This is a genomic window from Acetoanaerobium pronyense (assembly GCF_017874355.1).
Classification (GTDB): domain Bacteria; phylum Bacillota; class Clostridia; order Peptostreptococcales; family Filifactoraceae; genus Acetoanaerobium; species Acetoanaerobium pronyense.
Genome location: NZ_JAGGLI010000009.1, coordinates 1 through 14,642, shown reverse-complemented (window position 1 = coordinate 14,642; position 14,642 = coordinate 1). Strand labels below are relative to the sequence as shown.

The 14,642-nt window shown below is 35.7% G+C and carries 12 protein-coding genes and 1 riboswitch; of the genes, 9 read left to right on the top strand and 3 right to left on the bottom strand.

Features of this window, described 5'->3' with window-relative positions; genetic code table 11:
• Window positions 1-20 precede the first annotated feature (20 nt).
• Window positions 21-1,865 (bottom strand): DUF4153 domain-containing protein, encoded by a 1,845-nt coding sequence (locus J2Z35_RS05160; RefSeq protein WP_209660154.1) that lies wholly within the window; start codon window positions 1,863-1,865, stop codon window positions 21-23.
• A 308-nt stretch (window positions 1,866-2,173) separates the two neighbouring features.
• Between J2Z35_RS05160 and J2Z35_RS05155 the strand changes: the two genes are divergently transcribed.
• Window positions 2,174-3,907, top strand: a complete 1,734-nt coding sequence (locus J2Z35_RS05155; RefSeq protein WP_209660145.1) for a YcdB/YcdC domain-containing protein — start codon at window positions 2,174-2,176, stop codon at window positions 3,905-3,907.
• Between the two features lie 105 nt (window positions 3,908-4,012).
• Here the strand turns inward: J2Z35_RS05155 and J2Z35_RS05150 are convergent, their stop codons facing one another.
• Window positions 4,013-4,840: a fasciclin domain-containing protein gene (locus J2Z35_RS05150; protein ID WP_330623393.1), complete on the bottom strand. Its 828-nt coding sequence runs from the start codon at window positions 4,838-4,840 to the stop codon at window positions 4,013-4,015.
• A gap of 292 nt (window positions 4,841-5,132) precedes the next feature.
• Here J2Z35_RS05150 and J2Z35_RS05145 point away from each other — a divergent pair, with 292 nt between their 5' ends.
• From J2Z35_RS05145 to J2Z35_RS05115, 7 genes are all read left to right on the top strand, one after another.
• The gene (locus tag J2Z35_RS05145) at window positions 5,133-5,834 is read left to right on the top strand and encodes a hypothetical protein (protein ID WP_209660143.1); all 702 of its coding nucleotides are present in this window, start codon (window positions 5,133-5,135) and stop codon (window positions 5,832-5,834) included.
• Window positions 5,835-6,009: 175 nt separating this feature from the next.
• Entirely contained in the window at window positions 6,010-7,263 is a 1,254-nt protein-coding gene (murA, locus tag J2Z35_RS05140) for a UDP-N-acetylglucosamine 1-carboxyvinyltransferase (RefSeq protein WP_209660140.1), read from the top strand.
• Window positions 7,264-7,289: 26 nt separating this feature from the next.
• On the top strand, window positions 7,290-8,309 hold the full coding sequence (gene mreB / locus J2Z35_RS05135; protein ID WP_209660138.1) for a rod shape-determining protein: 1,020 nt from the start codon (window positions 7,290-7,292) through the stop codon (window positions 8,307-8,309).
• Window positions 8,310-8,424: 115 nt separating this feature from the next.
• Window positions 8,425-9,543, top strand: coding sequence for a flagellar hook-basal body protein (locus J2Z35_RS05130; protein WP_209660293.1), 1,119 nt, complete (start codon window positions 8,425-8,427; stop codon window positions 9,541-9,543).
• 16 nt (window positions 9,544-9,559) lie between these two features.
• Window positions 9,560-10,360 carry a flagellar basal-body rod protein FlgG gene (gene flgG, locus J2Z35_RS05125; RefSeq protein WP_209660136.1) on the top strand — a complete coding sequence of 267 codons (801 nt, stop codon included), beginning with the start codon at window positions 9,560-9,562 and terminating at the stop codon, window positions 10,358-10,360.
• A gap of 49 nt (window positions 10,361-10,409) precedes the next feature.
• On the top strand, window positions 10,410-10,712 hold the full coding sequence (locus J2Z35_RS05120) for a rod-binding protein (protein WP_209660134.1): 303 nt from the start codon (window positions 10,410-10,412) through the stop codon (window positions 10,710-10,712).
• 45 nt (window positions 10,713-10,757) lie between these two features.
• Window positions 10,758-11,687 carry an AEC family transporter gene (locus tag J2Z35_RS05115; RefSeq protein WP_209660132.1) on the top strand — a complete coding sequence of 310 codons (930 nt, stop codon included), beginning with the start codon at window positions 10,758-10,760 and terminating at the stop codon, window positions 11,685-11,687.
• Here J2Z35_RS05115 and J2Z35_RS05110 read toward each other — a convergent pair.
• Window positions 11,680-12,144 (bottom strand): COG2426 family protein, encoded by a 465-nt coding sequence (locus tag J2Z35_RS05110; protein ID WP_245330772.1) that lies wholly within the window; start codon window positions 12,142-12,144, stop codon window positions 11,680-11,682. The genes J2Z35_RS05115 and J2Z35_RS05110 overlap by 8 nt on opposite strands.
• A 166-nt stretch (window positions 12,145-12,310) precedes the next feature.
• On the opposite strand from J2Z35_RS05110, the gene J2Z35_RS05105 reads away from it, so the two are divergent.
• Window positions 12,311-14,308, top strand: coding sequence for a phosphodiester glycosidase family protein (locus J2Z35_RS05105; RefSeq protein ID WP_209660130.1), 1,998 nt, complete (start codon window positions 12,311-12,313; stop codon window positions 14,306-14,308).
• A gap of 78 nt (window positions 14,309-14,386) precedes the next feature.
• A riboswitch (SAM riboswitch) is annotated at window positions 14,387-14,490 on the top strand.
• The last annotated feature ends 152 nt before the right edge of the window (window positions 14,491-14,642 follow it).

Genomic DNA, 14,642 nt, shown 5'->3' with positions numbered 1-14,642 from the left:
GTCAGAAAATTAATCTGACCTCATCTTTTTTCTCTTATATAAATGTTATCTAGGATTAGCCAGTAGTTTATCTCTTCTGAGCCGCTATAGATTCCTATATCTACACTGCTAAATATTACAAGAACTTCAATATCATCAGTTTCAAATCTATAACTCATATCATCCAAGGTAGCAATAGGAGAAGAAGCTTCACTAGGTGGATATCTTTCCGTGATTTCGTCTATATAAGGATTCATATCTTCCTTTAATATGGTTTGATTATTTAGAGATATCTCTATTACTGGAATGCCTCTAGGAGCTGTAGTCCATGAGATTTCATAGATTCCCCTATCCCCTTCAAGAGAGACCTTTGAACTACCAGTTCTATCTTGAAAACCTACTATAAAATCATAGTCTCTTATATCCATTGCACCGGAAGGAAGAAAGAGATTGAGTCCCATATATCTTCCACTATATGAATCCCTTTCAGGCCATGTCTGCTCAAAACCAAGCTTCTCCTCAAAGGTACTTGAATTTCCAAGGTCTTCATCAAACCATATCGGTAATTCTCTACTCTGTGAATAAGAAAGGAAGTTTACAGCATCCGTGATATTCTCCCTTACTTTTCGCTCAGGCTCTAAATCAGAAGGAACTAAAGTATCTCCCTGAAGGATGTTCTCCGTAGTAAGAAGTCTTTCCAGTCTATTTACCTGAAAGCGAACAGGAAGACTATGATATCCTGCAATTGGAAGGATTGAAACTAAGGAAAGGACACAGGCTAATACTGCAATTTTGTTTAATCCTTCTGCTTCTTTTAATATAAGAAGTACGCTTGAAATTGCGGAAAGAATCAAAATCAGTATAAAGGCGTATTCTGTGGTTTTGAGGCTCTGCTCACTAAGCTGAAGAAACAAAGCCCAACCTTTAAAAGCAAGTATGAACATAGCGGCAAATGGATATACTTTTTTGTAAAAGCTTCCTAGTTTGGAACTACTTTCATTTAAAAGAATCCAGAGCCATAATCCCCATAGGACGTAGCTTGAAGAAATGGAGTAGAGTCTTACAAATTCAATATCAGCAGAAAAAACAAGGGTTCGTATAGCCCATAGCACAAGGACTACAGTAAGAGCAAGAAATATAGGAATCATTATAAACTCAAGGAGTACCTCAATAAACTTGGGCTGTTTTTTTGCCATATCTATTTTTTCATCATAAAAACTCTCCTTAGTATCAGGAAAATACCCTACAAATATTGCAAATGCAGTAAATCCAGAGAGACTAGCTATATACATATATACTTTTTCGCTCATATTATTGTAAAGTAGAGCTTGTATTGCTCCAGCAACTCCAGATGCTCCAGCTAAAATCACTAGACCGTAAAGCAATGCTATAAAGAAAGCCTTGTGGGTTACGAAAAAAGCTCTTGAGAAGTTTAGCTTAGGATATTTCTTTCCAAGAATAACTATAAAAAGCAAAAAGCTTATAAAAGAAAAGACAGTTACTCTTGATATAGAAATGTCTGAAAGTCTTTCTATTCTATAACCTGTAGAAGATGGGTCTATCCCTCCTAAAAAATAAAGTAATAAAAAGGTAATGATGACTAAAAGTGCTGTAGATAAAATTGCATATAAATTAGCTTTTCTTTCTTCAAACCTAGCCTTGCTCCACGAAGTAGAGGTAAGACCAAATATACTACCAAGAGCCAGTGAAAAATGAAGGCAATTGAATAAAAAGTTATAGGCCTCTTGCTCAGGCCAATCCATCTGTATTCTTATAAGAGCCACTATAGTAAAAAGAAGGGCGGATACAATGGCAGATGGGAAGGTTTTAAAGGCTTTAGCAGCCCCTTCAAATATTTGAGATACAGATTTAAAAAAAGTGTCCATAAAAATTCCTCCTATATTTTCATTTTCAAATATACCAGTCTATTTATGATTTTTAGATTTTAGGGTTAAAAAATGAATATATTTGATATATTATTACATAGTTTAATATACCCTATACAAGGGATTTTCAAATGATTTCCAATAATACATTTTTGTTAACTTTCCGTAAGTTATTTGTAATTAAAAACCTTTTATATGGGAATATAATCAATATAAACAGTCGTATATATAATCTTAGAAAAAATAGGTCTTGATTAAGCTAAAGTATCTTAATTTATATAATAAAATTGAATATTGGAGGAATGAAAATGAAATTTTATAAAAATTTAGTCGCCTTTGCCTTAATGACAGCTCTTGCTCTTCCTTCCGGAGTAGCATTTGCAAATCCATCACAGGAAACTGTAGATAGTGGTGCCGAAATAAACAAGCTTACGGTACTTGATCCAGATGCATACCCCTACCCTATGGAGCAAAGACCTCTTTCTCAAAAAGATATAGAGGCCATGGAATATGCAAAAGAAGTAGTCAAGGAATACTTTTTAAAGGACGTAAGTATAGAAGATTATATAGTAGACATTATGTATACAGCTGACTATGTAGAGCCAGAAATACTAAGACTTCCTGGTTTTAGAAATATGGTGACTGTAAACTTTCTTTCTAAGGATTTAAATAGCTCAGATGGATCATATCTTACTTATTATGAGGACAATAAAGAGATAGTTTCAGGATCGATAGGTTTTGGAGATTATGAAGGAAAGAAAAACTTTACCTATGGACAAGGGAAAAAAATTGCTGACGAATTTATAGCAAAATATGCCGATGTGGATTTAAGTTTACTAAAAAATATAGATTTTTCTGCAGAGTATGCTCCATTTAACTATGCCGATTACTACTATCAAAGAGTAGAAAATGGACTCGAGTTTGATGCAAATCAAATCTTTGTAGGGGTTAGTCTTGTGGATGGGAAGGTAATAAACTTTTATAAAGCATGGTCTAATGATCTAGAGTTTCCTTCTCAGATTCCAGCCTTAAGCGAGGAGGAGGCACTAAATGTACTAAGAGAGAGTATAATGCCAGAACTGAGATATATAAGAACTCCTAATGACGAAGGCAGAGGAAGTCTTGCCTACGTTATGGAGCTTTACAAAGGAGATATGGTAGATGCCAAAACTAAAGAGATGTTTAATCAGTCTGTAGACATAAAGGTATCTGAGTTTAATCCAGATATGAGAAAAGTAGATGAAATTTTTAGAAATACACAAGAATATGAAGCAAAAGGGCCTATCACAGCTCAGCAAGCTAAAGAAATAGCCAAGGAAATAATATTTGAAAACTATAATATTGAGCTTGAAGGAAGAATCCCTAGCGAAATCGAAAATGATGAAGAGATATATATAGAGTTTGTAGATGGTGATATAGAAGATGGGGGAACTATGTACTATATAGGCATGGATTTAAAAAGTGGACAAATTCGTTATCTTGCTAAGATGGATTCATCAATAATATTTGAAGCAAATGAAATGTCTTCTTTAAAACCTACTGTAAACTATGTAGATGCTTATTATAAGGCAATTGAATATATAGGAAGATATTATCCAGGATACGCAAAGGATATAGAGCTTTCACAGAAAATATATAGCTATGGAGATGAGAATGTAAACCCTATTGAATATTCATTTGTTTTTCAAAGAGTAAACGAAGAAATACCGTTTTTTGAGCAAGCGATAGATATCAGAATCAGTGCTATAGATGGAAGTCTTCTGGGCTTATCAAATTACTGGGAAGAAAACATAGTATTTGATATACCTGAGAATCTAATAACTAAAGAAGCTGCAAAAGATGCCTTTCTTTCAGGAAAAGGCATGAAGCTAATGTATATACAGGATTATACAGCAACAGAAAAAGCAGGACATCCTGTAATCAGACTTGGATACAGAATGATTGATAAGGCGAAGGAGACTTCTAATTATATTGATGCTAAGACTGGTAAATATATTATATTTCCAATGATTCCAGTAGATATAATGCCTCAGGAGAGATAAATTAAAGTGTGAAATAAGAAATATTTTCATTAATCTTGATTTATTCACAAAAAAAGATGAAGCGATTTTGCTTCATCTTTTTTGTGAATTCAGTATAATAAAAATTTAGTTTGGAGGAAGTATTACTGTATCTATCACATGGATTACTCCGTTAGAAGCCATAATATCAACAGCGATTACATTGGCATCATTAACCATAACACCGCCGTTTTCAACCTTAATAGAAACATCATCTCCATTTAGCATTGTAGCGCTACTTAAGTTAACTACATCAGCAGATGTAACTTCACCAGCTACCACGTGGTAAGTCAGTATATCAACAAGCATATCTTTGTTTTCTGGTTTTAGAAGATTTTCTACAGTCCCTTCTGGAAGCTTTGCAAACGCTTCATCTGTAGGTGCGAATACTGTAAAAGGTCCTTCACCCTTAAGAGCGCCTATAAGATCAGCAGCCTCAAGAGCTGCAGCTAAAGTATTGAAGCTTCCTGCTCCAACCGCTGTATCCACTATATCAGGAAGTGCTTTAGGGATTATTACATTTAAGGACATTCCTTCCATTGTTATTTCAAATCCCATTATGTCTTTAATAAACATTTCGCTTACCATAGTACGTCCGTTTAATATTACTGGGGCATGATCAAGAGCTACTGACATACCATTTACCATTGCATTCATCTGTCCAATTGTAAGAACTATTTCGTCACCTTCATACATGATTGTAGTTTTTCTTTCGGCGCTATTCCACATTATATTTGCATTTGCAGCTCTAGCTACATAGGCAACAGGAATTAGATTTTTTCCTGCATGCATTTCTACAAATCCTCCACTAGGGCTTCCGTCGATTAAAAGTCCATGATGGTCTGCAAAGGAATAAGTTGGAATAATCATTGATAAAAGCATTAGCACCATAATAAGGCTGGTTTTTCTTTTCACTTCCATTCTCCTCTCAAAATAGCTAAATATAAAGTTTTCATTACTACGTAATATGAATTTCAATTTATTTATACCCTCAAAATATATATACTATCAATTGAAAATCACTGAAATATTACATTTGTGTTACAAAGAATTATTTTTCTTTTGAGGATTTGAAAAAAATACTAATACTATAGTCTCAATAATATTAAATTTTCTTAAAAATCATAGATTTTTTGAAAATAAACACTTAAAATAGTATTGTAAAGAAAATTTAATATAATTTTAAAAAGGATAGGGTGAATAAGGATTGAGACTAGAAAATAGAACTGAAAGGAAAAAAGTACATAGAAAAGATCGAAAAACAGTTGTTTTAAATAATGAAAGAAAAAACAGTTCAAAAAAGAAAAAGTCTTTAAGCCTAAGTAGAGTATTCATTCTTTCCTCTATGGCCTTTATTTTTTTATCCTTGGGCCTTATAGCAAATATGGATATAATAGGAAGGGGAGCATATGCGGATATAATTTTAGAAGAAGATATGCTTTTTACAAGTCCTGAATCCTTTTTAGAAAAATATGAAGATACTTTAACAAAAATTAATGAGAATATATTATATGATAAGGGTATAAAAGAAATTGTGGGAGATGACTCTAATGAAATAACATATGTCCAAGAGTCTACAAAACTTACAAACAGTGTAATTGGTATATACAGAGGGGAAAACGAGCAGATAGACAAAGTTGCAGTAATTGGAATCTATAATGAAGATAATAAAAACTTTCCTCTAGGATTTAAAGAAAATGTAATTACTCTAATGTCCACAGTCCTTGAAAAAAGCTTTGAAGAAATACAAATGATTTTATTTGATGAAAATATAGTTGCAGAAAGTGGCGGAATAATACTGGAATCAGCAATATTTGAATATGAAAATAAAGAGTTTGTGTTTCTAATAGAAGGACATAATTTTTTCTTTACAATAGAAGAAAAAAAACCTTTAGTAAAGAATAAATAAAACGTTGACATAAAGTAAGAAAGAGAGTATAAAGTAACTTGGACTATATAAAAAAGAGAACTTATTTTAAAAATAGATGGAACAAAAGTGTCCCACGAAGACCCAGTAAAGGGTCTTTAAGGTGTGTCTAAATATTAACAATGATTTTTTGCACGAAACCAGAAAGGATGAAAAAATGGCCCATATACTAGTGAAAAAAAGCCAGCCTCTAAAAGGCAATGTGAGAATAAGCGGAGCGAAAAATGCGGTTCTTCCAATAATAGCTGCAACATTACTTGCAGATGGAGTTACTGTTTTAAAAGGAGTTCCAAACCTTAGAGATGTTCATGTTATGAGTGATTTATTAAGACACCTTGGAGCAAAAGTGGATTTTCAGGGAGAGACATTGACTGTTGATGCCACTAATATTACTACTTTTGAGGCTCCTTATGAGCTTGTGAGTAAGATGAGAGCATCATTTTTAGTAATGGGACCTCTTCTTGCAAGATTTAAGCACTCTAAGATATCAATGCCTGGAGGATGTGCGATAGGCACTAGACCAATAGATCTTCACCTTAAAGGCTTCAAGGCTATGGGTGCGGATATTGATATGGATCATGGATATGTTGAGGCCAATGCAGAAAAACTAGTTGGCAGCAAAATATATCTGGATTTTCCATCTGTTGGAGCTACAGAAAATATAATTATGGCGGCTGCACTTGCAGAAGGTACTACAATCATAGAAAATGCAGCAGAAGAGCCAGAAATAGTCGATCTTGCCAATTTTATAAACGAAATAGGCGGGAAAGTCAAAGGTGCAGGAACAAATACAATAAAGATAACTGGTATTAGCTCTTTAAAAGGGGCGGAGCATACAGTAATTCCAGATAGAATTGAAGCTGGAACCTATATGGTAGCAGCTGCTATTACAAAGGGAGATATAGTACTTGAAAATGTAATACCAGATCATCTAAAACCTATGATGGCAAAACTTATAGAAGTTGGGTGTAAAGTAGAAGAAGGGGAAAACTCTATTAGAGTTATAGGCCCAGATAGAATACTTCCTACTGATATCAAAACTATGCCACACCCAGGATTCCCTACAGACCTTCAGTCTCCTTTTATGGCAATGCTTTCTGTTGCAGAAGGAAACTCAATGGTTATAGAGACTGTTTTTGAAAACAGATTTATGAATGTTCCAGAGCTTAATAGAATGGGCGCTGATATTAAAATCGAGGGGAAGTCTGCAGTTATCAAAGGAGTAAACTCTCTGGAAGGCTCTAATGTAGTTGCTACAGATTTAAGAGCAGGAGCAGCACTGATACTTAGTGGACTTGTAGCAGAGGGAGATACTAAGATATCGGAAATATATCACGTGGAAAGAGGTTACGTGGATATAGTTGGAAAGCTTACAAACCTTGGTGCTAACATACAAATAGTTGAAGATTAATAGAGTATGAAAAGGAGAATATAAATATGGGATTTTCACCAGATATAGGAATAGATCTTGGGACTGCTTCAGTCCTTGTATATGTTAAAGGTAAGGGAATAGTACTTCAAGAGCCTTCTGTTGTAGCGATAGACACAAGCACAAATAAAGTACTTGCTGTTGGAGAAGAAGCTCAGAAAATGCTAGGAAGAACACCGGGAAATATAGTTGCTATAAGACCTCTAAAAGATGGAGTGATATCAGACTATGATGTAACTGAGAAGATGCTAAAGCATTTTATAGAAAAGGTAACTGGTGGAGTTGGTCTTTTCAAATTCTTCAAACCTCAAATAATAGTTTGTGTACCTTCAGGTGTTACTGAAGTTGAAAAAAGAGCTGTAATTGATGCCACTATGGAAGCCGGAGCTAGAGAGGTTTATCTTATAGAAGAACCAATAGCTGCTGCAATAGGAGCTGGAATAGAAATCTCTCAACCAAACGGAAGTATGGTTGTAGATATAGGTGGAGGAACATCTGACGTTGCTGTTATATCTCTTGGAGGTATAGTTGTAAGCACGTCTATTAAGATTGCCGGTGACAAGTTTGACGAGGCAATAGTGAAGCATATGAGAAAAAAACACAGCATACTTATAGGAGAAAGAACTGCCGAGCAAATCAAAATGGAGATAGGCTCTGCTTATCCTAGAGATAAGGAAGTATTTATGGAAGTAAGGGGAAGAAACCTTGTATCAGGACTTCCTGAAACTATAAAAGTTTCTTCAGAAGAAACTCTAGAAGCCCTTAGAGAAAGTGTAGCACAAATCGCTGATGCAGTTCACTATGTCCTTGAAAAGACACCACCTGAGCTTTCTGCAGATATTAGTGACAAAGGAATCCTTATGACAGGTGGAGGTTCTCTACTTTGGGGATTAGACAAGCTAATAGCAAAAAGAACAGGAATAAAAGTATACATAGCAGAAGAAGCTATTTCTTGTGTAGCTAAAGGCACAGGAGAAGCCCTTAATTCAATAAAAGTACTTCAAAGAACTTCAAAAAAAAGATACTAATTACCTATTAGTATTTACCGATATCATGCCGATATAGAATAAGACCTGCTGGGTTTGTATAGACTCAGTTAAAAAAAGGGATATTCTTGTCGGCTATCCTTTTAAGGAGGAAAATATGTTTAGAGGTATATATACGGCGACTAATGCCATGAAGACGGATACAAAGCGAATAGATACTATAACAAATAATATAGCAAATGCTCAAACCACAGGGTTTAAAAAGGACGTCCTTGTGACACAATCCTTTCCAGAGCAGCTTCTGTTTAAAAGAAATGGAAGTGAAAATAACCTAAGACCAACTAGGCAAAGAATCACAGTAACCCCTCCGCCAAACGAGCAAGGGGGAGATGAACCTATATCTATTGAAATTACATCAGGATATCTTACAATGAATGACAGACACGGTACTGGACATTATAAAAGTGCAAGAATCATGAGAGATGAAGAAGGCTATTTAAGAACAGTACATAGAGATTCAGATGAGGCTAATATGACTAAATTCGGAGCATATCTACTTGATAGTAGTGGAAATAGAGTTCAGGTTCCAGAAGGACCTATTGAGCTTCTTGGAAACGGAATACTTCAGGTTGATGGTCAACCAGCAGCAAACATAATAACTGCAGTACATAAAAACGTGGTAGGAACTATAAATGGTGGAAGCTCTGTTGATAGAGTGATGACTAATTTTTCCCAAGGAACCCTTGAAATGACAGACAATCCCCTCAACATAGCAATCGAGGGAGCTGGCTTTATAAAAGTAATGGATATGAATGACAATCAGATAAAATATACAAGACATGGAGCATTTGCAATAAATGTAGATGGAATACTTGTTGATCTTTCGGGAAATCCTGTTCTTTCTCAAGGAGAAGATGAGATAGCAATTCCTGAAGGTGCAGACAACATTAGCATAGATAGAGGGGGAAACATTACAGTTACCCTAAATGGAATAGAGACCCCTGTAGACACACTTGGAATTGTGAATATAGAAAATCGCTCAAGCCTTGAAAAGCTTGGGGAAGGATATTTGGTTATGCCAGATGGGGTAGAGCCTGAAGAGGCTGAGTTTGAAGGCTCAGTAATTCAAGGCTATCTTGAAGGCTCAAACGTAGATATTATAAGTGAGATGGTCCAGATGGTGAATCTTCTTAGAGGGTATGAGAGTAATCAAAGAGTCATAAGATCCTATGATGATATCATGGGCAAGGTGGCAAATGAGCTTGGGAAAATATAATTAGGAGGCTATACTTATGAGAACTTTATGGACGGCAGCTAGCGGTATGAAAGCTCAGCAGCTCAATATGGACACTATATCTAACAACCTTGCAAATGTAAATACAACGGCATTTAAAAAGCAAAAAGTCGAGTTTAAGGACCTTCTATATACATCGATGAAAAGTGTGAGTAATGTGCCAGAGCAGGGAGAGCCTGTAAACCTTCAAATAGGACACGGGGTCAGACCCGTTGCCACATCGAGATATTTTATGAATGGAAATCTGGAAAAAACTGAAAATCCTACAGACGTTGGTCTTGAAGGACCTGGATTCTTTGTCATAGAAAATCCGGCGGGTAATCCAGAATTTTTATATACAAGGGATGGAAACTTCAAATTTGCAGTAGATGGAGACGTAATGACCCTTGTTACATCAAACGGATATAGCGTAATGTCTACAGATGAAGATATAATAGAGATTGATGGAGACATGAGTGATTTTTCTGTATCTGAGACAGGGCTAGTTACTGCAACAGACCTAGATGGAGAAATAGTAGAGCTAGGACAGATACAGGTTGTCAACTTCATTAACCCAGAAGGACTTCAGGCAGTAGGGGGAAACTTCTACACGGCTACTGTAAACTCTGGAGAGGGAGTAATGGAAGAAGGGGAAGATGTAAGAACTAAGATGTACCAAGGATACCTTGAGACGTCGAATGTACAGCTGGTTGATGAAATGGTTAGAATGATAATGGCTCAAAGAGCATATGAAATAAATTCAAAATCTATCCAAACAGCTGATGACATGCTTCAGACGGTAAATCAGCTTAAGAGATAGACTTAAAATTTGAATAAGTATTTTAGAAATATAATCTGGTGGTGAAACTATGGAAATAAATTCCTTTGTACCCAAATATACGCCTAAAAATGTAAAAGAAACAGAGATGTCCGATGCAGAAAAGAAAAAGCTACAGGCTGTTTCCAAAGAAATGGAAGCTGAGTTTTTAAAGATAATGATGAAAGCTATGAAGAGCACATTAAACCCTGCTGAGCTTACTGAAAAAGCCCCAGGCAAGGATATAATGACTGACTTTATGATTGAACGATATGCAGAAGAGACGGCTAAAAATGAGCCCCTTGGTATTGCAAAAATGATATACGAGCAGTACACTAAAGAGTATAAAAAATAAACCCTCTAAATATAGAGGGTTTTTCTTTTGAGAGGGGTATTTGAGATGAATTTTTTTGATATATTTAGTCAGGTTCTTGTACTTTTTATACTTATATTAATAGGATATATAGTGACAAAAAAAGGGATGCTTTCTCCTAATGGAACGAGAGATTTTAGCATATTTGTTCTCTATGTTACACTTCCTGCCATGATAATTCGGTCTATGCAGTTTGATTTCTCTCCAGAGCTTCTTCTTTCAAGTGGCAAGATGGCTATGATAGCAGGCTTTGTATATTCGTTTGCAATATTTCTTTCCTATGCTTTAACACATATTTTAGGATTCAAAGGAAAACAAAGGGATGTCCTTCAGGCCGCTATGATATTTCCAAACGTAGGTTTTATGGGTTATCCTGTTGTAAATGCTATATATGGAGCAGAGGGAGTATTCTTTGCATCCCTTTTTAATATCCCATTTGATATTGTGATGTGGACTGTAGGAATACATCTGATGAGAAGACATGGAGACTCCAAAGAGACAACCTATAAGAATCCTTTATTTATATTTTTAAATCCAGGAACTATTGCTGTGACAATAGGGTTTATATTATTTGCATTTTCAATAAAACTTCCAGGTCCTATTGACAGTACTCTAGCCTACCTTGCATCTGCTACGACTCCAGTTGCTATGATAACTGTAGGATCTATACTTTCAAGGACAGAAGTATACTCTATATTTAAAAACTCTAGTCTTTTGATTACAGCTTTTATAAAGATGACTTTAATACCGGCAGCACTTTATTTTGCCCTTAGACTCTTTAATATGCAAGGATACTTTCTTGCAATACCTGTACTTATTACAGCTATGCCTGTTGCAGCAAACGTTGCAATATTTGCAGTAAAGTATGAAAATGATTCAAATACAGCATCCCAAGCGGTTTTTCTTACGACTCTTATGTCTGTGCTGACGATTCCGATTATAGCAGTTCTTATCTAAAAACTGCATGAGATAGCATCATAACTATAAGTCCTGCTGTCATATTCCCAAGAAATATTGCAGGAAGAGCGTATTTAAGCCTTATATTTAGTATTGATGAAAGTGCCGATCCAGTATAAGCTCCTGTAGATGGAAGAGGTACAGCCACAAACAGATATATTCCTAGGATATTTGCAGCCTTTAGCTTTTTAGACTTTTTATATATATGATTGTTCAAAAAATCAGTAAACCATTTCATTATATTGTGCTTTTCCATAAAATCTAATATTTTTCTAAAAAGAAGTATCAAAAAAGGTGCTGGGAGAGTAGAACCGATTACAGAGATTATATATACTTCCCAAGGGTTAAGACCAAGGCCAATACCAAGTGGTATAGCGCCTCTTAGCTCTATAAGAGGAACAGCCGCAAGGAGCAGCACGTACATTTCAAGGGATATGTGTCTTAAGAGATCACTCATATGTAAGTTTCCTTTCTAACAAATCCGAATTATAATCCTTAAAATTATAACATAACTGTAATAGCTGTGTAATTGATTATAACTAAAAAATAGATTAAGATAGGATTTGAGGATAAATTTAAACATAATTATTTTACAGTAATAGTTGCAAGAGGAGATGCTTAAGATGAAAAAAAGACTAGCAGCACTGATTTTGTGCTTTAGCATTATGATGACACCTACACTTGGATTTGCGTCTATGATAGATGAGTCGAGAAATGTAATAAATCTAAGTCAAGGGGTAAGTCTTACCAAGATAAATTCCCTTTATGAAAATGGGCAGCAGGGGGTTAATATCCTAGATATAGACCTTAAAAACCCTTCTGTTAAAATAGATTTGCTATTTAATCAAAATGGATTTGCTCAAAGAACAAAGCTTAGCAACATGGTGAATCAATCCTCAGGAGTCATTGCAGCTGTAAATGGAGACTTTTTTTCTATGTCAAATCCAGGATTTTCTCTTGGGCCAATGGTAAAGGACGGAAAGCAGCTTTCAAATGCCCATTATGAGCAAAATAAATACGCATCTTTTATGGTAGATGTAAACAACAGCCCTATAATGGCATATATAAATCCAGGAGTACAGATTGAAAACCAAAGCAGAAATATTAAAGTTGATATATCAGCAATAAACAAACCAAGTAAGGATTTTGGAAACATAGTTATATATACAAGTGAATATGTGAAAAACTCTCCAGGAGCAAACGGCACATATTTTGATCTTTGTGAAATAGTGGTAGAAAATGATATAGTAAGGGAAGTTAGATTTGGACAGGGTCCAGTTGCTATTCCTCAAAACGGATATGTAATTCTTGCAGGAGGAGCAAACAGCTATCTACTTCAAGGGGCTTTTGGAGTTGGAGAAAAGGTAAATATACTTACGGATATAAGTATGAATCATCAAAATGTAAAGACTGCTGTAGGTGGAGGGACTATGCTTCTTAGAAACGGACAGGACGTGCCTCTTACTCAAGAAGTCAAAGGAAAAAGCCAAAGAACGGCAATGGGAGTGACTTCTGACCAAAGAATACTCATAGTTACAGTAGATGGAAGAAAGGCTCCTTACATAGGAATGGATGAAAGAGATCTTCAGCAATATATGAAATCCCTTGGAGCCAAAGATGCCATGATGCTAGATGGGGGAGGCTCCACCCAAATGATAGCAGATGGTAAGATACAAAATAATATGACGGGCTCAGAGCGAGATCTTGTAAACGCATTGGCAGTCAAATCTACGACTCAAAGTGGGCCTATTGCATCTATAGAAATCAATCCTTTAAAAGAAACTGTATTTGTAGGAGACAAGGTAGAGCTTGTGATTAGAGGATTTGACAGTTCAAAAAATCCTATACTTGATATTACAACCCCAAGCTACAGCGTAGGAAGTGAAGGCTTTTCTGGCTCCTTTGACGGCAGAAACTTCACATTTTCATCAGCAGGGACTGGGCATATTACCGCATCATATGGAGGAGTAACTGGAAGAGTAGAGGTGCAGGTGCTTCCTAAAAATGCTCCAGATTCGAGATTTGTCCAAAATATCCAAGGGCAGAGTATAGCTTCAGTGTTTGGAGATATGAAAGGGTCAGACAGCGTATTTGATGATGCAATCAGAGCCTTTATGCAAAGCGCTGCCTCAGCTAGTCAGCAGGTTATAATGATGGACAATTCTGACAAGGTATTTCAAGGAGGCGTATCTGCTCCAACAGAAGAATTTTCAGGGGCATACAAATACAAAAATCACGCAGGAGCTACCTTTATATCTGTAGACAATAAAAATGGTGGCGTGAGCAAAGTAAACGGGCAGTGGGCTTATCTAAAGGGTCTTATAGATAAAGGAGAGCAAAATGTAGTAATTTTCCTTCAGGGATCAAGCACTATGGGAACTCCACGTGAGCAAGAAGCCTTTGACTCTATGATTCAAAATGCAGGAAAGACAAAAAACATATATATAGTATATAAAGCAAATGATTTTTCAAGCAGAATGGATGGAAGTGTTAGCTATATAGGGATGCCTGATTATAAAAACATCAAAAAGACTAACCTTTATGAAGATATTAAGTATCTATCTTTTATGAATCAAGATGGAAAGCTTGTATATACCTTCCAAAAAATATTTTCAAATTAATTTTTAAAAATCTATTGACACTGTATTTAAGGTGATATAAAATGTATTTCGTTGCACAATAATTGAATAAATTCTTGAACCTTATCAAGAGAGGTGGAGGGACTGGCCCGATGAAACCCGGCAACCAACGCATTAGCGAGATGGTGCCAATTCCTGCGAGATATATTCTTGGCAGATGAGGTAGCTTAATATATAAATATATAAGCCTCTTCTGCATGTGTGTTGAAGAGGCTTTTTAGTTGTGCGCCCAGCATGGGCGCGAACTTGCTGGTGAAAGTCCAGTACGGGGGCTGGTAGTGCCAACCGTTAGCCAAGAGCAAGGGTGTCCATCGTG

Bases quoted from the DNA above. Each gene is read 5' to 3' on its own strand.
- mreB (WP_209660138.1), top strand. From the start codon at position 7,290: ATGGGATTTTCACCAGATATAGGAATAGATCTTGGGACTGCTTCAGTC.
- J2Z35_RS05130 (WP_209660293.1), top strand. From the start codon at position 8,425: ATGTTTAGAGGTATATATACGGCGACTAATGCCATGAAGACGGATACA.
- J2Z35_RS05155 (WP_209660145.1), top strand. From the start codon at position 2,174: ATGAAATTTTATAAAAATTTAGTCGCCTTTGCCTTAATGACAGCTCTT.
- J2Z35_RS05110 (WP_245330772.1), bottom strand. From the start codon at position 12,144: ATGAGTGATCTCTTAAGACACATATCCCTTGAAATGTACGTGCTGCTC.
- J2Z35_RS05160 (WP_209660154.1), bottom strand. From the start codon at position 1,865: ATGGACACTTTTTTTAAATCTGTATCTCAAATATTTGAAGGGGCTGCT.
- J2Z35_RS05115 (WP_209660132.1), top strand. From the start codon at position 10,758: ATGAATTTTTTTGATATATTTAGTCAGGTTCTTGTACTTTTTATACTT.
- murA (WP_209660140.1), top strand. From the start codon at position 6,010: ATGGCCCATATACTAGTGAAAAAAAGCCAGCCTCTAAAAGGCAATGTG.
- J2Z35_RS05105 (WP_209660130.1), top strand. From the start codon at position 12,311: ATGAAAAAAAGACTAGCAGCACTGATTTTGTGCTTTAGCATTATGATG.
- flgG (WP_209660136.1), top strand. From the start codon at position 9,560: ATGAGAACTTTATGGACGGCAGCTAGCGGTATGAAAGCTCAGCAGCTC.
- J2Z35_RS05120 (WP_209660134.1), top strand. From the start codon at position 10,410: ATGGAAATAAATTCCTTTGTACCCAAATATACGCCTAAAAATGTAAAA.